Annotated in this window: 16 protein-coding genes and 1 pseudogene; 12 read left to right on the top strand and 5 right to left on the bottom strand. The window is 47.7% G+C overall.

What is annotated here, in order from left to right; translation table 11 throughout:
* Positions 1–120: 120 nt before the first annotated feature.
* The 7 genes from NST08_RS29120 (at position 121) to NST08_RS29090 (ending at position 12,449) form a co-directional block, all read left to right on the top strand.
* On the top strand, positions 121–705 hold the full coding sequence (locus tag NST08_RS29120; RefSeq protein ID WP_007129150.1) for a YdcF family protein: 585 nt from the start codon (positions 121–123) through the stop codon (positions 703–705).
* A gap of 194 nt (positions 706–899) precedes the next feature.
* Positions 900–2,372 (top strand): ABC transporter substrate-binding protein, encoded by a 1,473-nt coding sequence (locus tag NST08_RS29115; protein WP_007129149.1) that lies wholly within the window; start codon positions 900–902, stop codon positions 2,370–2,372.
* A gap of 155 nt (positions 2,373–2,527) precedes the next feature.
* Positions 2,528–3,478: a carbohydrate ABC transporter permease gene (locus NST08_RS29110; RefSeq protein ID WP_007129148.1), complete on the top strand. Its 951-nt coding sequence runs from the start codon at positions 2,528–2,530 to the stop codon at positions 3,476–3,478.
* A 29-nt stretch (positions 3,479–3,507) separates the two neighbouring features.
* Positions 3,508–4,344, top strand: a complete 837-nt coding sequence (locus tag NST08_RS29105) for a carbohydrate ABC transporter permease (protein ID WP_007129147.1) — start codon at positions 3,508–3,510, stop codon at positions 4,342–4,344.
* Positions 4,341–5,105 (top strand): Cof-type HAD-IIB family hydrolase, encoded by a 765-nt coding sequence (locus tag NST08_RS29100; RefSeq protein ID WP_007129146.1) that lies wholly within the window; start codon positions 4,341–4,343, stop codon positions 5,103–5,105. Before NST08_RS29105 ends, NST08_RS29100 begins: the two co-directional genes overlap by 4 nt.
* A 46-nt stretch (positions 5,106–5,151) precedes the next feature.
* Positions 5,152–6,258 carry an SGNH/GDSL hydrolase family protein gene (locus NST08_RS29095; RefSeq protein ID WP_007129145.1) on the top strand — a complete coding sequence of 369 codons (1,107 nt, stop codon included), beginning with the start codon at positions 5,152–5,154 and terminating at the stop codon, positions 6,256–6,258.
* Positions 6,259–6,374: 116 nt separating this feature from the next.
* Complete coding sequence (locus NST08_RS29090) at positions 6,375–12,449, top strand: CehA/McbA family metallohydrolase (RefSeq protein ID WP_341342589.1); 6,075 nt, start codon at positions 6,375–6,377, stop codon at positions 12,447–12,449.
* Between the two features lie 192 nt (positions 12,450–12,641).
* Here NST08_RS29090 and NST08_RS29085 read toward each other — a convergent pair whose 3' ends face one another.
* The 3 genes from NST08_RS29085 to NST08_RS29075 form a co-directional block, all read right to left on the bottom strand.
* Entirely contained in the window at positions 12,642–13,541 is a 900-nt protein-coding gene (locus tag NST08_RS29085; protein ID WP_007129143.1) for a CPBP family intramembrane glutamic endopeptidase, read from the bottom strand.
* A gap of 146 nt (positions 13,542–13,687) precedes the next feature.
* Positions 13,688–14,335, bottom strand: a complete 648-nt coding sequence (locus NST08_RS29080) for a response regulator transcription factor (protein WP_007129142.1) — start codon at positions 14,333–14,335, stop codon at positions 13,688–13,690.
* Positions 14,322–15,497, bottom strand: a complete 1,176-nt coding sequence (locus tag NST08_RS29075; RefSeq protein WP_040738333.1) for a sensor histidine kinase — start codon at positions 15,495–15,497, stop codon at positions 14,322–14,324. Before NST08_RS29075 ends, NST08_RS29080 begins: the two co-directional genes overlap by 14 nt.
* Before the next feature lie 360 nt (positions 15,498–15,857).
* On the opposite strand from NST08_RS29075, the pseudogene NST08_RS29070 reads away from it, so the two are divergent.
* A pseudogene (locus tag NST08_RS29070) lies at positions 15,858–16,260 on the top strand (VOC family protein).
* A 21-nt stretch (positions 16,261–16,281) separates the two neighbouring features.
* On the opposite strand, the gene NST08_RS29065 reads toward NST08_RS29070, so the two are convergent.
* Entirely contained in the window at positions 16,282–17,400 is a 1,119-nt protein-coding gene (locus NST08_RS29065; RefSeq protein WP_244152675.1) for a PRK06851 family protein, read from the bottom strand.
* A gap of 296 nt (positions 17,401–17,696) precedes the next feature.
* On the opposite strand from NST08_RS29065, the gene pnuC reads away from it, so the two are divergent.
* Genes pnuC through NST08_RS29045 form a run of 4 tightly spaced genes read left to right on the top strand, consistent with a single transcriptional unit; the run spans position 17,697 to position 20,893 of the window.
* Positions 17,697–18,368, top strand: coding sequence for a nicotinamide riboside transporter PnuC (pnuC, locus tag NST08_RS29060; protein WP_244152682.1), 672 nt, complete (start codon positions 17,697–17,699; stop codon positions 18,366–18,368).
* A complete protein-coding gene (locus NST08_RS29055) occupies positions 18,365–19,399 on the top strand; it encodes an AAA family ATPase (protein ID WP_007129137.1) in 1,035 nt (344 codons plus the stop codon). Before pnuC ends, NST08_RS29055 begins: the two co-directional genes overlap by 4 nt.
* A gap of 54 nt (positions 19,400–19,453) precedes the next feature.
* Entirely contained in the window at positions 19,454–20,338 is an 885-nt protein-coding gene (locus tag NST08_RS29050) for an NUDIX hydrolase (RefSeq protein ID WP_028405864.1), read from the top strand.
* 3 nt (positions 20,339–20,341) lie between these two features.
* The gene (locus NST08_RS29045) at positions 20,342–20,893 is read left to right on the top strand and encodes an NADAR family protein (RefSeq protein WP_007129135.1); all 552 of its coding nucleotides are present in this window, start codon (positions 20,342–20,344) and stop codon (positions 20,891–20,893) included.
* A gap of 110 nt (positions 20,894–21,003) precedes the next feature.
* Here the strand turns inward: NST08_RS29045 and NST08_RS29040 are convergent, their stop codons facing one another.
* Positions 21,004–21,855 carry an aldo/keto reductase gene (locus NST08_RS29040; protein WP_210094146.1) on the bottom strand — a complete coding sequence of 284 codons (852 nt, stop codon included), beginning with the start codon at positions 21,853–21,855 and terminating at the stop codon, positions 21,004–21,006.
* Positions 21,856–22,003 lie beyond the last annotated feature (148 nt).

Below are 22,003 nucleotides of genomic sequence, written 5' to 3'. Positions count from 1 at the left end.
ATACGAAAAGTTTTAATCCAAAAACACAGCGAATTGTATTGACATTGCAATAAAAAAGGATATTATATTTGTAAACTGATTTGATTAAATATAACTAAATGACGCCTAAAGGAGTAAGTAATGGTATGGATCGGATGGATAATTGCAATAGCAGCGATGACGGTGCTGGCTTACATATGTTGGCTGCATGCAGTTATATTACAACCTGGCAAAGCAGATGCACTTATTGTACTTGGCTATGTAACCAAAGACGGCCGAATACACCCTTTGCTTAAGGAAAGACTGGATGAGGCATACGAACGATTTCAGCAGTTTGGGCACAAATACATCATTGTATCGGGGGGAGCAGTTGGTTCACGCCAATCGGAGGCAGAGCTGATGAAGGAGTATCTGGTTGATAAGGGCGTTCCGGCGAAAAGAATATTAAAAGAAGACAAGTCACACAACACCGTTCAGAATTTAATCTTTAGCAAGCAATTGATGGAGCAGTACCAGCTAAAATCTTTTATGATCATAACAAATTTATTTCATGTCCGCCGCACGAAGTATATTATGCATCGTCTTGGCATGAAAGGCGGTTTCAGCGCTAATCGAAGCCTTAGAAGCGTTGTGGGGTTCCAGCTCAAATTAACATTGTTAGAAATTCGGGCATTTCGGTTAACTCTCCCCATTATTAAGAGGATCATCAATGATCAAAACAATTGATAAAAAGGTTGACAGGCAGCCGATAAGTGATTAATATGAAAGCGTTTACAGATTTGTTGGAGGTGAGGCTTAAGAGGCTATAAGCCAGAAGTTGTTTACAAATTATTAACCCTGATTTGATAGGTAACTAACAAATCATAGTTATGCTTAAATAGTTAATCCAATTTATTTATTAATTAACGGGGGGCGAAATAATGTTTAACGGAAAAATGAAACGATTCATGAGCACGGGTGTTGCAGCGTTATTATCTTTAACCATGCTGGCTGGTTGCGGTGGAAACAGCGGAAAGAACGAGGCTAACCCAAGTACAACTCCTGCTGGTTCGGATAAGCCGGGTGTATCTGCAGAAGTTGAGACTTACGAGAATGGATTGCCGAAGAATGAGGAAGTAACGCTAAAGGTAGGCTTCTTTGTAGGAGGATATGGCCGGGAATGGTTCGATTATGCGGTTGAATCGTTCACAGCCAAGTATCCAAATGTCAAAATAGACATCACAGCTTCAGCTGATATGAAGACGATTCTTTCTACAAAAATCTCTGCAGGCAATGATAATGACATGTTTGATCTATTCAATACAGAGCCGTCTGGAGGTATTGTTGGGCTCGCTGAAGCCGGCAAGCTTGAACCAATGGATGACATTTGGGACTTCCCTCTTCCAGACGTACCGGACAAAAAGGTCAAGGACCTTATGATGCCTGGCATGTACGAGTCAACGCCGCTGATCAATGGGAAACGATATGAATTTACTACGGCGAGCAGCTTTGGCGGGTTGTTTTTTAACAAAAAGCTATTCGAAGAGCATGGCTGGAACCAAAACCCGAACACATGGGACGAATTTAAAACACTACTAGCAGACATTAAAGCGGACGGGATTGCTCCCATTACGTTCCCGGGCATTCATCCAAGCTACCATAACTGGGCTTTCGGAACAGCCAAAAATTTTGAGCTGGCTGATATCAATGGCCATGTCGATGAATTCATCGAAAATTATAGAACTTATGGTCTGCCGCAATACACAAATCCAGAGACGGTTGAAACCTGGACGCGCTTCTATGAGCTTGGCAAGCTAGGATATTTTGCAGAAGGACTTCCGGCACTGAACCATACGCAATCGCAAATGCAGGTTATTCAGGGGCAAGCCGCGATGGTATCCACAGGGACACATGTCGAGAATGAGATGAAGGAAGCAACGCCTGCGGATTTCGACTGGGGCTTCATGGCGGTTCCTTTCAGAGATAACACGGATCAAACGCTTTGGATTCGAAGCGGAACTTCAAACTTCAATTATATCTGGGCAGCTAAGCCGGAACTGAACAAAAAGTGGGCTAAAGAATTGATCGCATGGCTGGTTACGCTTGAAAATCAACAATTTGCTGCCGAAAAAGCAGGTGCTTTGCCAATGCGCAAGGATTTAATGGAGGATCCTTCCAGAGCGGCTAACCTTTCGAGCTCTGCTCAATCTGTTCTGAAGTACATAGCAGATAATAAGGCTCAGACTTTTAAAGCAAGTCGGTCTATCAACATTTCCGATCCGAATCTTGCTCAAGCCGAAAAATTAATGAATGAGAATATTGTGAAATTTGCTATGGGCATGCAGGATCCGAAACCGATTCTGGAGCAAGCTGAAGAGCTGCTGAAGAAAGCTGTAGAGGCTGAAAAGAAATAATAAGACATGTTGGAGCGGGGAAGATTCATCTCCGCTCTTCCGTTTTAACTTCTGTGAACCTAGCTTTCACACTGTTCTTGACTCACTTCGTGATCAAAAGACGGCTTTTTGAACAGCCCTTTTATAAACGCTAGTAAGATAGGAGTTGACCTCTCGTGTCAGATTCAACCATTGTGACGACACCAAAAGCCCCAGTGCGCAAGCGTTTGGGGCTAGATAAAGCGAATACGCAGAAGTGGATATTTCTGATCATAGCCATCGTACCTCCCTTTGGCGGCTATTTGCTTTTTACGTTGTTTCCGAACATTTTATCCGTTTATTATGCGCTGCTCAATTGGGACGGGTTTACGGATGCCACGTTTGTCGGGCTGTCCAATTTCGCCACTGCATTCCAAGATAAGTATGTGTGGCGCGCGCTTACCCACAACTTGATTTTTATGATAACAGTGCCTTTCTTTGTTATTATCATCTCCTTGCTTCTTGCCTATTTAATTACCAATAAAACGTATAAAGAAAATAAATTTTTGAAGGTATTGTTTTTCTTCCCGAATGTTTTATCTACGGTCGTAGTCGCTCTACTCTGGGCTTTCATTTATGACGGATCGTACGGTTTGCTGAATGGGATCCTTAAGTTCATCGGAATTGATACCGGGAATTTCTATTGGCTGGGCAATGAAAGCACGGCACTTGTATCCATTATTCCAGCATGGGTTTGGGGCGGCGTCGGCTTGTATGTCATTATCTTTGCTAATGCGATGCTGGGGATTCCCAAGTCATTGTACGAGGCGGCGATTCTTGAAGGAGCCGGACATATGACACGCTTGTTTAAAATTACAATGCCGCTCGTTACGCCAATTATCCGCGTCAGCGCTTTGTTCCTCGTCGTTGGCACAATGAAGGGCTTCGAAATCATCCTCATTATGACAAATGGGGGCCCATACGGGTCGACGGATGTTATTGGCCTCTACATGTTTAACTTAGCCTTTGGCATAGAATATCGGAATTATGGCTACGCTTCCGCAGTCGGTATGATTCTGTTCGTTATCTTAGTAACAGCCAAGCTGTTAATCGATAAATTTGTGCCGAACAAAGGCTACGAGTATTAGTTTCCATATGAAGGTTCGGAGGGATACCGTTGAAGGAAAAACGAACGTTAATGGACATTGTGTGGCGTGTGGTGCTGTATGCCTGGTCGCTGACTATAATATTTCCTTTAATCTGGGTTATTTATGAATCGCTGAAGAGCAACCCTGAGTTTTTTAAAGATATATGGGCGCTGCCTTCGGAACTCAGATGGCAGAATTATTCGAAGGCTTGGAATCAATACGGTTTTGGGCAATCACTCTTAAATACCCTTTATTATGTTGGCGGAAGTCTGGTGCTTGGAATTTTCTTTACGACAATTAACGCCTATGCGCTAACTCGAATGCAGTTCAAAGGTAGAAAACTGATCTGGGGTTTGATTATGTTGTCTCTGTTTCTTCCAGGCATCAATGCGCTTGTACCCCAGTATGTCATTATGCGGGAATTGAGTCTGACCAATAGCTTGACGGGATTAATTCTCCTGTCCAGTTTGGGTGAAAGCGTGTTCTACCTTATGCTGCTCGGAGGATTTATGAGCTCTCTGCCGATGGAGCTTGAGGAGAGCGCAACGATGGACGGTGCGACACTATTCCAAAAGTTTTGGCGTGTTATTGTACCTTTGTCCACACCAGGGATTGTAACCGTTGGCGTATTCAAGTTCCTAGGGTTCTATAACAATTTCTTAGCGCCGTTCATCTATTTGAGCGATCCAAAGAAATATCCTATTGCGGTGCAAATGTATTCTGCGAATAAGCAAATGGAGTTTACTGCCGATTGGGTAACTTTGTTTGCCGGTGTAACCATTGCGATGGTACCGTCCATTATTATTTATATCTTATTCCAAAAACTTCTCATGGAAGGCGCGACGATGGGAGCGGTGAAGGGATGAATATGGTGCAGCAGGTAAAGGCGAAATATAAGCTGATTGCATTGGATCTGGATGGGACTCTTCTGACGGATGAAAAACAGATTACGCAAGAGACCAAAAGGTGGCTTCAATATGCAATAGATCACGGTGTTAAAGTGATGTTCTCTACCGGAAGAGGCTTGCAAACTGCACAGGGTCTTTGGGATGAGCTGGGGCTCGATTCCCCGATGGTGCTGCTCAATGGGGCGGAAATTTGGGAGGGACCGGGCAGGCTTAAGAAGCGAGTCTTCCTCCCTCGGGACACGGTCCGCAATATTCACGCCATTGCTTCCGAGCGGGGCGAGTGGTACTGGGGCTACAGCGTGGAAAGCTTGACGGGCGACAAGGAATGGACGCCTGAGATGTTCGAACGGGATTGGATGAAATTCGGCATCGGCAGCCATGAGCAACAGAAGCTTGCAGAAATTAAGGAAGAGCTGCTCCGTTGGGGGACGCTCGAGGTTACCCGTTCAGCCCCTACTAATATGGAGATTTCAGTAAAAGGAACTACAAAGGAAAGCGGAGTGCAAGAGGTTTGTCAGATGCTGGGCTTGTCGATGTCGGATGTCATTGCGATGGGAGACAGCGACAATGACGCGAAGCTATTGAAGGCAGCAGGTCTCGGTGTGGCGATGGCCAACGGTGAAGATTATATCAAATCCATAGCGGATGTGATGACGGCTACCAACAATGAGGACGGCGTTGCTCAGGCAATTCGGAAATATGTATTCCAAATGGAATAAACACAGGGAACATATTCTAGTAAATATAGTGAGGAAGTAGATATAGATGACCGTTCAATCGAAAGAGATAAACCTGGATCAACTGGGCGGAACGTTATACCCGGAGACAAAAAATAGCGAACAGTTGAGATGGCATTCTCCGCTTGAAGCGCCCTTTCACATCGCGGGTTTCCCTTGGCTTAAGCAGGATGGGATATACAGACGTCTGCCATTGGCTTCCGGGGCTGTATTGCCGCCCGCAGTTGATACGCTTGCTTATTGTACGGCAGGCGGACAAGTTCGTTTTCGCACCAATTCTTCAAGGCTGGTCATAAGGGTGCGTCTTGCCGGACCGGCCAATATGTATCATATGCCGCCTACAGGACAGTGCGGGGTCGACTGCTATCTTGGAGAACCGGGAGAGCAGAGCTTTATCACCACGGCTAAATTCAAGCCTTCGGAAAGTGAATATGAATCCCAGCTTTATCAGTGGGATACAAAAAAGGAGGTGGCCGTCACCTTAAACCTGCCGCTCTACCAAGGAGTAGAGGAGGTGTGGATCGGTGTGGATAAGGATGCGGTCATAAGCGAAGCACCCGCCTATGCAAGCAGTAGGCCCGTCATTATATATGGAACTTCGATTACGCAAGGGGGATGCGCCTCCCGGCCGGGAATGGCTTACTCTAATATTCTCAGCCGTATGATACCGGTTGAGTTCGTCAATCTTGGCTTCTCGGGAAGTGGAAAGGGCGAGCCGGAGCTTGCGCGGATCATGTCGGAAATCGATGATCCGGCTCTATTCATTCTCGATTATGAAGGGAATACGGGCGAGGCGGGGAACATCGCGCGAACGCTGCCCGCCTTCATCCAGATCTTGAGAGATCGGCATCCCGAAGTTCCTATATTAGTAGTCTCAAGGATTAGCACTGCCGAAAACCAGTTCTATATGGAGAGGAGGGAGCTTAATGATCGCCGCAGGCTGATCCAGATCGAGAATGTGGAACAGAGGCGGACAGAAGGAGACCGCAATATCCATTTCGTTGACGGCTTTAAGCTGCTGGGTGATGATTTCGTCAATGATTGTACGGTTGATGGAACACATCCAACGGACCTCGGATTTATGCGCATGGCACAATCGCTAGCACCTGTCGTTAAGCGATTATTGCGACTGTGATTAACAAAGATAGATGATATGAAACAGCCTTCAGACTTCATTTTTTAGTTTAAGGGCTGTTTGTTTATCAGTCAGACACCTGTATTACCATTTAAGCCGAAAAGGAGAGGGTTTGAGTGAAGTTCCAAAGAAGAAGACTGCCTTTCATTGTGCTGGCTTGTATCATCGCGGGGGTTGTTAGTCTTAGTTACGGTAACTTGGTATTCGCGTCTGCAGAGAAAGAAGTTGATGTTTCTAAAAAAGATAGAGCCAAGCACTTAGGAGCTTCACTGTTCAAAGGTCACATGCACTCTCATACTTCACTCAGTGATGGGATATTGCTGCCTAATGATGCTTATAATTTTGTGAAAAGTAATACAGATTTTGATTTTTTTGCAGTGACAGAACACGACGTGACTTATGATATCAGTACGGGCAGTGATTTCATTACGAATGTTCAAGACTCTTATTCAGATGAATACAAGCTGCTGCATGAACAATCGGATGCTCACAATCGTGATTACGAATTTATTACGCTGCCGGGTACGGAAGTGACCTGGTATGATGAATCGGGTCATATCAACTTATTTAATGCCCCATGGTTTGCAAGAACACATGGAGTAGGTGCGGATGGCACTTGGGGCTGGAGCGACATCAAATATGATCTGCCCACCTTTTACGCAAGACTTGCCCAAGATCCGAATGCGATTGCTCAGTTTAATCATCCACGTTTGTCAGGAAATTGGAGTTTCAATGAATTTAAACATTATAATCGAGACGTTGACAGAAACCTTAATCTGATCGAATACAAATCCTCCAATGATTTTGCAGTCTATACCAAGGCATTAGATCGAGGCTGGCATGTTTCGCCTGTGTTTGGCGGGGACGAGCACAAAGGGAATTGGGGAATGGTTCAGCCCCATGTGACCGGTATGTGGGGAAAGAAGCTTACTAGAGAAGGTCTTTATGATGCGATGCGAAACCGCCGCACCTATGTATCATTTGATCGCAACTTAGAAATGGCGGTTTCAGCCAAAGGTCAGATGATGGGGGCGATTCTTCCGCCCAATACAAAGAAAATTAATCTCAAGATACAGATAAGTGACCCTGATGCTAACGATGTGTTGGATAAAGTCGTTGTTTACAAAAACAGCGGTCAAATCGTCAAGGAGTATGGCAACATTGCCAGCAATCAATTTAAACAGGAAGTAACCTTAGCAAGTGAAGATGGGGACTACTTCCTCGTTAGAGCTTTCCAAGCAGACGGTGAAGAAGCTATAAGTGCTCCAATATGGATTGGTGATGAAACGAGAGGTACTGTGCATGCGCCTGAAATCACGGTTCATGGACAATATCCCGAAACGATTATGCTTGGGGATCAAGTGGAAGTGCTGGGCACTTCTGCGACGGATCACGGCGGTCAATCTTTATCGGTTGAGGCCATCGTTCTAAATGACAAGGGAGAGGTAGCCGTAGCAAATCAGCATTTCAAGGTCGACATGTACGGAGAATATTTCATTAAGTATGTAGCCACTGATGCTCAAGGTAATACGCGAGTTGAACTTATCCGGTTACTCGTTGATCAACAGAAGCTGGATGCCGATAAAGTTTTAAATGAATTCCAGCCCATGGTTAATGTAGGTGAAAACGAACATGAAGTAGGAATAAACTTGGTGACGGATAAGGCGTTAGAAACATCGTATGTTCAGTATAAACCAGAGTCAGTGGCGACGTGGGACAATGCTAAAGTAGTACAAGCAGAAGCCTCTTATTTTCAAGCCGCCTATGGTGATACGTATGACAAGAGTAATTATCGCGTGCTTGCAGCTCATGAAGCGAATATAACAGATCTCGACTTAGGGATTAAGTATGAATATCGGTATGGAATGTCACCGACTGGACCTTGGAGCAGCAATTATAGCTTTAGCACCGCGCCAGCTTCAGAGGAAGCCGTTATGTATGTGATGGGGGATCTTGAAGTTCCGGATCGAAATCCGGAAAGCTTCCAGCTCTTTAACAATATGCTGGACGTTCTGAGGGAAAAGAATTCAAACGGACAGACGGTGATTCAAGTCGGAGACTTGGTCGAAAATGGCGGCAATATGTATGCATGGGATGATGTGTTTAGCAACATTTACAACAACGAAAAGGGTCTGATTTCTGCTCACATTGTCGGGGACCGTGAACGTGCGACGGAGCGGAAGCTCGTGCCGTTCTCGGGGTTTTTCAACCTGCCAAAGAATGGTGAAGGCAGTTACCGGGAAACGAATTATTCGTTTGATTACGGCGATATGCACATTGCAGTTCTGAATTCCGTGCTGGATTTTGACAAGCAGCTGTCATGGCTGGAGCAAGATTTGCGGGCAACCGACAAGAAGTGGAAAATCGTGATGGGGCATTATCCTTATTATGGCGGTCAATCCGGTGATGAGACCGGTATGAACATGATGAGAGTGAAATTGTCTCAAGCATTTGAACGGCTTGGTGTCAGTCTGTACATTGGCGGTCATGATCATGTCTACAAGCGGACAACCATACGAAACGGTGTAAAAGATATATCGGAAGAAGCGATGAATCTAGGCACAACTTTTGTGACCGTCGGTTCATCAGGTCCAACGTTCTATGATAATAAATCATTTGACTGGGATCATATTGTTTATGATGAGAATAAGCAGACGGGTGTTATTTTAGAATCTACTGATCGGTCTCTCACGTTGAAAGCTTATAACAGCGACGGTGTTGAAATTGATTCATTTACGATTAAACAACCTGCGAATTATATGAAGTTAACAAGCGCAATTATAGAGAATAATGTCCTAAAGGGCGTAGGGGTTCTGAACTATCCGAGCTCTCTGGAACGTATTACCGTGATCGGGGAGAAGCGTAACCATACAGGTGAACAGCTGTTGGAAACGGTTGTTCAAGAAGCAACACTAGAACATCTCGGACGTGAACAAATCATCTTATTTGATACCTCTCTTTCATTTGGCGATGAACATACGATCATCGTAAGAGTGGTTAATAATCCAATCGATCTAGAGCCGTTAACGGAACCGTTCATAGCTAAAGAAGGAATGCTGGGCGATGGTTCGGAAGGCAATCCCTATCAAATCAAAAGTGCCAGTGGACTCTATAAAATGCTCGAGTTCCCGGACAAACATTTTATTTTAACTCAGGACATTGATGGTAAAGGCATGTTTTTTGAAGCCATTGGCGCGAATGGCACCCCATTTACGGGTACGTTTTATGGGCAAGGGCATTCGATTACAGGTGTTATGGTCTCCTCAGGCGGCGCAGGTCTCTTCGCTATTAATGAAGGAACAATTCGAAATGTAGGAATCCTTGCTGACATTGATGTTCGCCGGAGCAATGTTGGGATCCTGGTGGATCAGAACGATGGGATCGTGGAATTTGCCTACAGCACCGGATCCATTCGAGGCAATTCTACAGTTGGCGGTCTTGTGGGCTACTCGAACGGGATTGTTAGAAATAGTTATTCTACAGCTCGAGTCAATGCACGAGGTAAGCAAGCCGGCGGCGTCATCGGGATTACGAACCGGGGGAGTACAACAGAACAGGTCTATGCAACCGGAGCCGTAATAGCAGAAGAATCAAATGCTGGCGGTATCAGCGGATACGGCTATAACAATACGGTCATTCGAAATAGTATGGCATTAAATCCATCCATTGTGACAGGTACTGCATCGAATCGAATTGTCGGCAGAGTGTTAGCTGGGGAGACGGCAACTTTAGTCAATAACTACGCTGATGAAAATATGTTTGTGAGCAGTGAGAATGTTACGATTGCTGATCCGAACAATGAAAAAGGACAGGGGGTCGGCGTAGAAGTATTTACGAAGCCATCTTTTTACATGGAGACCCTCGGTTGGGATTTTGATTCAATCTGGATCTGGAATGAGGATGCCAAGCGACCATTATTGCAAAGTAGTCTGGAACAAATTAATGAAGATCATATTCCAAAACCGAAGCTTGATCGGAATGAAGATGGGTACTACATCATCCGTTCGGTTCAAGAATTAAAGACGATATCCGAATTCCCAAATGAGAATTATATACTGGCGAATGATCTTGATTTTGAAGGGAAGCTATTTGAGCCCTTATTCAAGGCGACACCATTCCTTGGCACGTTTGATGGAAACAATAAATCCTTAACCAATTTCAAATCAGAAAATGGCGGCTTATTTCATCTCAATGGCGGAACGATTGAAAACATAGCCATGGTTAATGCAAGCGTTACTGGCGGAAGTAATATCGGCATACTCGTTAATACGAACAACGGAATGGTAGTGAATAGTTATGTCACGGGCTCCATCCAAGGCTCCAGCACCGTGGGTGGTCTTGCGGGCTATTCCAATGGCATCGTGAGAAACAGCTATTCTACGGCAGATGTAACGGCCCAGCTGAACCAAGCTGGCGGTCTGATCGGAATTACAAGCGCAGGCAGCTTAACGGAAAACGTGTATGCATCCGGAGCCGTCCAGGCGCTTAGAAGCAACGCAGGCGGAGTGACCGGCTATGGATATAATGATACGGTTGTCAGAAACGTGATTGCTCTTAACCCTTCCGTCGTGACGCCAACGATGGCGAACCGGGTGATGGGACGAGTCCTTGCGGGGCACACAGCAACGCTCGAAAATAATTATGCGTTCGACGGCATGATGGTGGATAAAGAAGGCGAGAGTGTTGCCGCTGCTGACAACCGAAAGGGTTTAGGGCTATCCCAGCAGCAGGTTGAAGACCCTCATACGTATACCGATAGACTGAACTGGAATTTCGAGTCGGTATGGATGTGGAATGATGCTTTAAAGCGTCCGGTATTGAGCGGTAATCCTGAAAAGGTTAGCGAGCCTGTCGTGCCACTGGAAAGAAATGAAGCAGGTTATTACCGGATCAAGTCCATTGCTGATCTGAGCGTTATGGAAAGCTTCCCGGCAGAAAAGTATATTTTGGATAATGATTTGGATTACGCCGGACAACCGGCTGAGTCGCTTTTTAAAGTGATTTCGTTCACTGGTGTTTTGGATGGAAACGGAAAGAAAATCGTTAACTTTAATTCTTCGAGCGGCGGCTTATTCCATCTCAATGGCGGAGTGATTAAGAATATAGCCATGATCGATGCCAGCGTCACTGGTGGGAGCAGAATTGGCATACTCGTCAACACGAACAATGGCGAGATAGAGAATAGTCTCTCAACAGGCTCCATTACAGGCTCCAGCACAGTGGGCGGTCTAGTAGGCTATTCCAATGGTATCGTAAGAAACAGCTATTCAACCGCGGATGTAACCGCTCAGGTAAGTCAGGCCGGCGGCCTAATCGGCATTACGAACTCGGGCAGCCTAACAGAAAACGTGTATGCGTCAGGAACAGTTCGAGCGATTACGAGCAATGCGGGCGGAGTGACTGGATACGGATACAATGATACGGTCGTCAGAAATGTCATTGCCCTGGGCCCTTCGGTTACGGCGCCAACGATGGCAAACCGGGTGATGGGACGTGTTCTTGCGGGGCACACCGCTACGCTCGAAAATAATTATGCATTTGACGGCATGATGGTGGATCGGGAAGGTGTCGCTGAAGGAGCATTAACAACCCTTAAAGGATTGGGGCTATCTGAAACTGAAATAAAGACTCCATCCACCTATACAGACAGGCTAGGGTGGGATTTTAACGCGATTTGGAGATGGGACGATATTGCTAAACGACCTGTTTTACAATCGGTATCAACAGGCAACGAAGAAGAGCCAGTTAGCCTGATTGAGCTTGAGCTCGAAGGAATTTCTACACTGGTCGTAGGAGAGAGTTATCAAACAGTGACTACCGCAGTATATAGTGATGGAAGCCGTGAAAAGGTAGAGACAAACGTCATCTATACAAGCAGTGATCCAAGTATAGCGGAGATCAGCGCTAGCGGTGTAGTAACGGCGATTTCGGAAGGAACCGTACTTATCACGGCAGAGTATAATGGCTTGATTGCAACCTATGAGCTGCAAACCTTGACTCCGAAGCAGATCGAGATGGAGGGAGTCAACCAAGGATTGGATGCGGAAGCAACGCTCCCGTTCACTGCTTCGGCCTTTGTCGCAACGGGGGAGTGGTGGATCGCGAACCGGATGCCGCACCCACCTGGACCGCCTGAAGTGGTGGTCGTTTCAAGCGATAACGAGCTTCTCGTATCCGTGTCGAAGCTTTAATGAAATAGAGGCTGCTCCACCAGTGGAGTGACCCAAAACGGTCAGATATCATATGTATTGGGCAGTTTCATGAAATGAGTCCGGTAATTATACCGGGCTCATTTTCTTTTTATGTCTGCAAGTGATTTATATTGGTGGGTACAGCGTCCTATCTAGATCTGAAATTTATTTGGGATGGATCAGGTCTGCCGTTTACTTTGATACAGGAAGGTTCCGGGCCTCAACCCTTCGATACCGCGCAGCCCCAATTAGCATTGGAATGGAGATCAGAAGACTGACCACAACCGAAACAATGGAACCTTCAAGTCCAAAATCGCCCCCTGTGAGAAGTGTGGCACCGTTCACCTCTACAGTAAACAGACCGGGAGCCGAGTGTCCGGAAACAGGAATGCCTAGCACTCCTTCAATGGCATTCCATGCAAAATGCAGCCCCATGGCAAACCATAAGTTCCGCCGCCACAGGAAGGCCGCTCCGAGCAGAACACCTGCTTCCAGGGCTATGGCGAACCCGCTCCATAATGTTGCCCCTGGATTGCCGAGATGGGCAATTCCAAAGAATAGTGAGGTCACAACGAGTGCGAGCGGTTTCCCCCCCAATCGATCAATGGCTTGAAACATAAGTCCACGAAAGATAAGCTCCTCGACAATGGCTGCTCCTAAAGCTGCCCCAATGGAGGATAGTAGAACAGAACCCGCATTCGCAGAACTTGCCCACTGAAAGGAGTAACCTCCCAGAGCCATAATAATAAAGACGGAGCCTGCAATAAAGATTGTCCCGGTAAGTACGCCCAGCAAGGCCTCAATCCCTGCGCGTTGTCTAGCTATCTCTGGAGTGGAACGCCGGGCCAGGTATGTCAGGGTGAGCTTATAAACCAAGATGGCCAGCAACCCCATCACTAGTGTAAGGGCAAGGGAAATCACCCCATCAACTCGCTCTGTCAGCTGCCGGAACAACGTATCGATAAGAACAATACCGATAGCTCCTACAAGCATCCAGACGATGGGAAAGCGCCAAAATGAACTCCAAGCACTTAACTTCCTGCCATTCTGCTTCTGCAGAAGTTCTTTATTTCCGGACATTTTTTTCTTCATTTCTTATCGCCTCTTCTATTGTTTGATGCTATGAGTATAGGCTGAGAAAGTCATAAGAGACAGTGCGCTTTGGTCATCATTTAAGCTATGGCTATTGAGAAAAAAGCCGGTAACTCTAATGAGTTACCAGCTTCTTGGGAATCAGCTTATGAATGATCCAGCATTCCCGAATCTCGGGCTTTACGGGCGGCCTCGCGCCTTCCTTTCACATTCAGCTTTGAATAAATCGTGGAGATATAATTTTTGACCGTTCCTTCACTAAGATACAGCGACTCGGCAATGTCTTGATTACGCAGGCCAGAAGCCAGCTTATGCAGCACTTCCATTTCACGGGCGGTGAGCCCAAATTCGTTATTTTTTGCAAGGGGAGCATTGTTCATGGTCTTGATCATTTTACTCGCCATTTCCTGCGAAATTAAAGTCCCTCCCGCCTGAACCACCCGTATGCCTGCAGCCAGGTCTCTGGGATGAAGGGCTTTGAGCAGGTAACCTTCCGCTCCATGGCTTAACGCTGCTAGCACATACTCTACTTCCTTATAGGAGGTTAGCATGATGATTTTAGTTGCAGGCATCCGCTCTTTAATCAGGGCTGTTGCGGCGACGCCGTCCATGACAGGCATATTGATATCCATCAACACAATATCCGGCAAAAACTGCTCACAGCCCTTCAGTGCCTCTTCCCCATTCTTGGCCAAACCGACAATTTCCAAATCCGGTTCCATGGACAGCACGATATGTAAACTTTCGAGAATCAATTCTTGATCATCAGCAAGCAGCACTTTAATCTTCTCCATGCGGTACCAATCCTTTCAGCGGGATTTCGCATCTGACTTCGGTGATCACTGGAGTTCCCTCCCTGGATGACAGGTGCAAGCTGCCTCCTAACTGCTCAACCCGGTGGTTCATCGTGGTCAAGCCGAAGCCATAATTTAGCTTGTCGATCGGCTTGCCGTTATTTCGAACGGACAATAGTAGGTGGCTCTCGGAAAACCCAAGCTCCAGATGAAGTTGAGTTGCCTTTCCATGTTTTAATGCATTCGTAAAGGACTCCTGGATGACCCGAAGGATTGTTTGCCGTACTTCAAAACGTATCGACCTCTCTGTCCCCGGCAGACTCACAGTCAGGGCCGTACCCGTGTGCTCCCGGAAACGGGCCGCAAGGGATTCAATCTGTCGGATCAGACTGGACTCCTCTTCTTCCCCCATCTCGTGTACGATGTTTCTCATATCGTCCAGATTTTTCTCAGCCAATGCCCTTAAGCGAATTAACCGATCTTTGGCCTCGGCAGGCTTGCTATCCATAAGGGCAATAGAAGCATCAAGACTCAGGATGAGTGAGATAAAGGAATGACCCAGCGTATCATGAAGCTCCTTGGACATGCGGTTGCGTTCTTCAAGCAAAGTCATTTTCTCGATCTCGGCCGAGTAGTGAGTTAAGAGCTTATTTTGATGCTCCACTTCGGCTACCAGTTTATTCTTCTGATCATACGCATTGGCTACGAGGCTTGCCCACATGCCGATGAAGCAGAACAGCAGATTGTCTGTTCCGAGACTTAGGGCTTGCTCCCAGGACAGTCTTAGGGAAGACTGAAAGGAAAAAGGAATGAAAGCAAGCAAGGGAATGATCCAAAGAGATTGCTTAGTTAATAAGTACCCGATTGTAAGACTCGGCAGCAAATAGTCCGCTTTTGAAGTCAGATCCGGATGAATGACAGAATTCACATAATAAGAACCGCCAAGCAATAACTCCAATATGCAAAACCAGACTTTGTTCATCCGGCGCCCAGGAAACCAGAACAGCAAAGGGACGACAAGGGCTGCGCCCAGCCAGGTCACATTTAATAACGTTCGGATCGAAAACTCACTTACCGCCAGAGCCTGGGACAACAGCAAGATATAATGGTACGAACGAAGAGCGAATATGCCCCAATCCATGAAAGATAATATTTTTTTCATAGCATCATTTTACAGGAAATCTATAAACTTGGAACCTCGTATTCCGGCCAGTTTAATAAAACTCGGCATTGCAGCTCAATACGATGACCTACGGGTCGTCCCAACCGCGATAAATGTCTTTAATGGTTTCTTGTGTGTCAGAGGCTGATGGCCACTTGCGAGTATGCCTTCGATTTAACCATGACATCGCAGATAAGGTGAAGGAATCGAACGAAGCCCCAAAAATTCTAAAACGCTACTGACATAACGTTGTCAGTAGCGTTTTTTTATTATTGGACAAGTAAATGAAATAAGTAAAAAGCAAGTTTTACAACGGCTGTGGGGCACAGCCAAACCCATTATTAGGAAGGATGATAACTTATGAATTTCGCTTCCGTACGCATCATTACTGACGACGTGGATCGTCTCGTCGAGTTCTATGAGAAAGTCATGGGGGTTTCGGCGGAGCGACCCGCGCCCGTATTTGCCGAACTCGTCTTGCCATCATGCACCCTTGCAATCGGCCACTCCCAAACGGCACAGCTATTCGGCGCGGGTTCCGTAGTGGGGGCCAATAATCGCACTGTCATTATTGAGTTCCGCGTCGATGATGTCGAAGCCGAATATGTGCGCTTGAAGCCATTCGTCGATCATTGGGTAAAGGAACCGACCGATGCCGTGGGGGAACCGTTCTATGCTGTTCCGCGATCCCGATGGCAATCTGCTTAACCTCTTCGAGCCGGTGACCGAGGAAGCGATTAAACGGTTCAAAGGTAGACATTGACGAACGCTTTTGGGTTGTATCTTATTGTGAAGTCTGAATGGAGCTGATCCGTTCATTCAATTCGGACTGTAATTGCAGGCGGAGTTTCTCCACGATCGAAAAATCGGTGGCCGCAACATAGTAGGCTTTAATCTGAGAATCGATGGCTTCGGCTTCCGCCAGATGGGAGGTGGCCTCTTTCATCTTTGCCGAATAGCGTGCTTTGATAGCCGCTATTTCGTTAGCATAGGCTTCATCGGTTCCAGGGGCAATGGTCCGCGTATACATATCTAGGATCTCATCCCCGTCCCGATCGGGGAAATATTCATGCGGAGCGGTACTGTCGAAGATCGCTGTTCGAAGCTCCGGGAATATCAGCATATCCAGACTGTTCGGATCAAAGGCGCAATGAAACACTTGAACGTTGATTCCTTTCTGTTCGGCAGCAGATGCAAGCTTTTTCAGCAGCGTCGATTTGCCGGATCCCGCCCTTCCTTTGATGAATATCCGTCTTTCCAGCTGAGCGGTCAAGCTTTGAATAAAATCGAACGCCCCCCTCGGGGTCGCAGCTCCGAAAAATAAGTGACGCGGAGCGATTGGCGTATCGCTTTCATGACCGGCGTATAATTCTTGAATGAATTCCAGTGCAATCTGATCGGCCTTCGCGAAATCCATATTTTCGATATAATATTTTTCCCACTCGTCATGAATCCGTAGTGCCGTTGCGAATGTTTCATATACAGTTGAATAGGCGTCCTCAAGCTTGCCACTAAGATCTTCTATCGTGACCAAGTCTTCCGGTGAAATCAGGCTGTTATCGAATGCTTCCCCGAAATCGATATAGACGATGTTATCGGCCCCGCTATCCGAAATTCCCTTACAGACTCTGCCGTCAACAATACCAACCTTCAATTCCGTAAAAATGATGCCATCCAGTTCGTCGGGACGGAGGGGGGAGTGGAAGCATTGCACATGAAAGCCTTGATCCAGCAGGCGATCCGCCAAGCTTTGCATGACCGTTGATTTCCCCGTACCTTGGGGCCCCGTAAGGACATAAATCTTGTTCAACCCGTCAAATGCGGATGTATACAAGAAATGAGCCCCGCGCGCAGTGTTGCCGTGGGCAAAATAGTGAGATGATTGTAGTACCAACCTACACACTCCTTTGTGCCTATTCCGATTCCAAGCTTACAGAATAAGCATGATTGGGATAAGTGCCTATATATTTGTATATTCCGTGTTGTAACAAGTGGTGTTCGTCCTCTCATGATTTTGCGGAATGTACAAGATCATAACGATCATGTCTGCGATAAATGGGCAGATTTCACTTGCCATGCGCAGGCTTTTCTGTTATTTTTGATAGTAACAAAATGTTATTAACAAAATGATACTAAGTATTGACTGGGTGGTTTCGCTCTATAAACCAGTGAAGAAAGCAGAGGGGATGTATTGTGAAGATGGTTGCGCGCGGCTGGAACCTGTTCGAAATCGCTTGGTTGGCGCTGTTTACCTCGATTGCGGTGGGATTTACGGTGATGTCCAAGGATTCTTTATTCGGATTTACCGTTTTTATTACCGGGGTGCTGTGCGTGGTGCTTGCGGCGAAGGGCAGCCTGATGAGCTATGTTTTCGGCATGTACAACACCATCGGTTATGCTTATCTGGCCTATATTAACGGGTTGTTTGGAGAGGTTATGCTGAATCTGCTGTTCTTCGTTCCGATGAACGTCATTGGCTTCTACATGTGGAAAAATCACCGCCAAGACGGCAAGCTGATCATGCGCCAAATGGAGTTTAGAGGTCTGCTTCTCGTTGGCGCAGCCTGTATCTTGGGCTGTTTGCTGCTGGGATTTGGGCTTTCGTTCATCCCGGGACAGAACTCGCCTTACATCGATGCTATTACGACGGTGTTGTCCGTTGTAGCCACCTTCTTAATGGTCCGCAGATTCAAGGAGCAATGGCTTGTCTATATTGTGTTGAATTTGTTTACGGTGCTGCTCTGGGCGATTCGACTGCTTGAGGGCAGCAGCGAAGGCATGCTGATGATCGTCATGTGGAGCGCGTATTTGGTTAATGCGGTATACGGCTATTACAATTGGAACAAAGGGGCCAGGGAGGTGGCGGCATGAAAAAGCTCGGATTAACGCTGGGGAAGTTTGCCCCGCTGCATAAAGGGCATCAGTTCATGATCGAAACGGCGCTGCAAGAGGTCGATGAGTTGATCGTGGTCATTTACGAGACGACGGTGACGCCGATCCCGCTTCACATCCGGGCGAATTGGATTCGGCGACTATACCCGGCAGTCCGGGTCGTTGAAGCTTGGGACGGACCGGACGGGTATTCGGATGACCGAGAGCATGAGATTCGGGAGGAACAGTATATCCTCCGTTTACTGAACGGGGAGCAGGTCACGCATTTTTATTCGAGCGAGTTTTACGGCAGGCATATGAGCCTCGCTTTGGGCTCGGTTGACCGGCGGGTTGATGAAGCCCGCGAGCAGGTTCCGATCTCTGCAACGATGATCCGTTCCGATCCGTATAAATACAGGGAGTTCATAAGTGATATCGTGTACCGGGACTTAATCACGAAGGTGGTATTCGTTGGGGCGATGTCGACGGGGAAGTCGACGATCACCGAAGCGCTGGCGCGGCGGTATCACACGACCTATGCTAGCGAATACGGGCGCGATTATTGGACCGAGCATCAGGTGGACCGCAGAATCAGTCTGGAGGCGTTCGATGAAATCGCTGTGGGCCATATCGAGCGGGAAGAGCAGGCTTTGCTTGCGGCGAACCGATTTCTGTTCGTCGATACGAATGCGATTACGACGTATATGTTCGCTATGGATTACCACGGCCGGGCGCCGGAGCGGTTAACGCGGATTGCCCTGGAGAACGCGCAGCGCTACGATCTGTTCTTCTTGTGCGACGACGATATTCCTTACGACGATACGTGGGATCGAAGCGGGGATCAGAAGCGGCATGTTTTTCATAAACAGATCATCGCGGATTTGAAGGAGCGGCGCATCCCCTACATTACGCTGCGGGGGAGCCTGGAGGAGCGCATGCGCAAGGTAGACGAGGTGCTGGCGGGGTTCGAGCCCTATCGGAACTATTTCGGGGAGCTAAAACGTTTAGAATTAGATGCAGGCAGGGAGTAAAATGAACACATAACCACAACTAGCTTAGAATGAAAAAACAAGGAGGCGCCCCCATTGGATTTGTTGGATCGGGACGGACTAACGGAACGCGAATTTTTGGAGAAGTACCGGGCAGAGAATTACGAGCGGCCTTCGGTGGCAGCCGATATGGTGATCTTCACGGTTACGGATGAGGCGGCTGACAGCTATCGGAAGCTACCCGAAAAGGAGCTCCGCATCCTGCTCATCCGCCGGGGAGGTCACCCTTTCCTGGGTAAATGGGCGCTGCCTGGCGGCTTTGTCCAGCCGGGCGAGACGACTGAACAGGCCGCGGCAAGGGAACTGCGCGAGGAGACCGGCGTGGACGACGTTTATTTGGAGCAGTTGTATACGTTCAGTGACATCGGGCGAGATCCCCGAACCTGGGTGATGAGCTGCAGCTATATGGCTTTGATCAACAGCGATAAATTGGAGCTTCAGGCGGGAGACGATGCGGCCGACGCTGCTTGGTTCAAGGTATCCTATCGGCTGCTGCGGGAGCAGAAAGAGATGATGGAGGACGGATACGTCAAGACGCTGGAGTATGAACTCAAGCTAAGCGGGGAAGAGGAGCTTTCGGCGGTCGTGGCGAGGACGTTGACCGTGAAGACGACATCGACCAGCACGGATTATAAGATCGTATCGAATAACGGTTTGGCCTTCGACCACGCGAAGATTATAGCATGCGCGATCGAGCGGCTGCGGGGAAAAGTGAACTATACCGATATTGCGCTGCACTTGATGCCAGAGCTTTTTACCTTGACGGAGCTGCAGCAGGTTTATGAGGTCATTTTGGATAAAGAGCTATTAAAGGCGGCCTTCCGGCGCAAGGTGGCCGATCTCGTGGCGGAGACCGATCATTACACCGAAAATGCGGGACATCGGCCATCCCGCTTGTATCGAAGAAAACTGGAGGAATAACGGATGATTTACAATCTCGATGAGCTAAAACAAGCTTATAACAAAGGGAAAACGTTCAAGTTTGTATTCTTTTGGGGCCATACGCCGCCTAAGGACGGGAGCATCGACAAAAGCTGCTTCAGCCAGTGGTGGATGTGCCCGTTCACGGTAGAGGGGACGGAGTATTCCTGTGCCGAGCAGTTTATGATGGCTGAGAAGGCAAGGCTGTTCGGCGACCATGAAATGCTGGAGTCGATCCTTACAGCTAAGCATCCCAAGGAAATGAAGGCTTATGGGCGCGCGGTCCGAAACTTCGACAAGGATACCTGGGACCAGGAATGCTACGGCATCGTCAAACGAGCCAGCTTGGCCAAGTTTTCGCAGAATCCGGAGCTTGGCGATTATCTCAAGTCGACGAAGAACCGCATCCTCGTCGAAGCCAGCCCGCAGGACCGCATTTGGGGGATCGGTATGAGCCAGTCCAATCCAAATGCGGAGAACCCCGTGAAATGGCGGGGCCAAAACCTGCTGGGATTCGCGCTGACCGAAGCGCGGGACGAGCTGCTGCAGAGCTAGTTTTTTGGTCGGATAACGGAATTAGAGGATCGTAGGTGCTGTATTAAAATCGATCCTCTTTTCATTTTTCGTCGATAGCTCTCTCTATGGGATTGTGTTTCGACCGAGGTTTACAGGTCGACTCTCCAGTTGCCCATCATCTTGGCGACTTCCGGATCGCGGTATGATAAGAAGAGACTTTCACGCGTATCGAGGGTAGAGATTTGTGTCATATCGTCCGCGCTTAACTCAAAATCGAAAATGTCGAAGTTTTCGGCGATCCGCTCTCTGCGCACCGATTTTGGAATGACAACGACTTCACGCTGAACAAGCCAGCGCAGCACGATCTGGGCGACGGACTTGTTGTGTTTTTCAGCGATCGAGGTCAGCACTTCGTTGCCGAACATGTTGCCTCGTCCTTCGGCGAACGGCGCCCACGACTGATGTTGAACTCCCTGCTCTTTCAAAAAAGCGGTGACCTCTGTCTGCTGGTAGAACGGATGCGTTTCGATCTGGTTGACGGCGGGGACGACCTCATTGTGTACGATAAGGTCCATCAGACGGTCAGGCAGGAAGTTGCTGACCCCGATCGCCTTGATTTTGCCCTCGCGATACAATTCCTCCATTGCGCGCCAAGCGCCGTAGTAATCGCCGAACGGCTGGTGAATCAGGTACAGATCGAGGTAGTCGAGCTGCAGCTTCTTCAGGGATTTGGCAAATGCCAGCTTGGCACTCTCGTAGCCGGCATCCTGGACCCAAAGCTTGGTCGTGATGAACAGTTCCTCACGCGGTATGCCGCTGCGCTTAATTGCTCGTCCGACTGCCTCCTCGTTCAGATAACCGGCGGCGGTGTCGATGAGGCGGTAACCGGTCATTAGTGCTTCATATACTGCGTTCTCGCATTCTTCCGCATCGGGAACTTGATAGACCCCGAAGCCGACGATCGGCATGTTTACTCCGTTGTTCAACGTTACGGTTTGCATTGTAATTCCTCCTATTGTTCAAATGTATTACGGCAAACGGCCGCGAGTCCCAGGGGAATCGGTACCGCCGAGCGAAGATTTCGCTTACAGCCGATTTGCATTACAATTAGCTTAGAGCCTTCGTGTTACACGAAGTCAAGCCGTCTTT

It is taken from the genome of Paenibacillus sp. FSL K6-1566 (assembly GCF_038050475.1).
GTDB lineage: Bacteria > Bacillota > Bacilli > Paenibacillales > Paenibacillaceae > Paenibacillus_AQ > Paenibacillus_AQ lactis.
The sequence above is the reverse complement of the archived record's forward strand: the minus strand, read 5'-3'. Positions and strand labels throughout refer to the sequence as shown.

Bases quoted from the DNA above. Each gene is read 5' to 3' on its own strand.
- NST08_RS29120 (WP_007129150.1), top strand. From the start codon at position 121: ATGGTATGGATCGGATGGATAATTGCAATAGCAGCGATGACGGTGCTG.
- NST08_RS29115 (WP_007129149.1), top strand. From the start codon at position 900: ATGTTTAACGGAAAAATGAAACGATTCATGAGCACGGGTGTTGCAGCG.
- NST08_RS29100 (WP_007129146.1), top strand. From the start codon at position 4,341: ATGAATATGGTGCAGCAGGTAAAGGCGAAATATAAGCTGATTGCATTG.
- NST08_RS29095 (WP_007129145.1), top strand. From the start codon at position 5,152: ATGACCGTTCAATCGAAAGAGATAAACCTGGATCAACTGGGCGGAACG.
- NST08_RS29085 (WP_007129143.1), bottom strand. From the start codon at position 13,541: ATGAAGAAAAAAATGTCCGGAAATAAAGAACTTCTGCAGAAGCAGAAT.
- NST08_RS29080 (WP_007129142.1), bottom strand. From the start codon at position 14,335: ATGGAGAAGATTAAAGTGCTGCTTGCTGATGATCAAGAATTGATTCTC.
- NST08_RS29075 (WP_040738333.1), bottom strand. From the start codon at position 15,497: ATGAAAAAAATATTATCTTTCATGGATTGGGGCATATTCGCTCTTCGT.
- pnuC (WP_244152682.1), top strand. From the start codon at position 17,697: ATGGTTGCGCGCGGCTGGAACCTGTTCGAAATCGCTTGGTTGGCGCTG.
- NST08_RS29055 (WP_007129137.1), top strand. From the start codon at position 18,365: ATGAAAAAGCTCGGATTAACGCTGGGGAAGTTTGCCCCGCTGCATAAA.
- NST08_RS29045 (WP_007129135.1), top strand. From the start codon at position 20,342: ATGATTTACAATCTCGATGAGCTAAAACAAGCTTATAACAAAGGGAAA.
- NST08_RS29040 (WP_210094146.1), bottom strand. From the start codon at position 21,855: ATGCAAACCGTAACGTTGAACAACGGAGTAAACATGCCGATCGTCGGC.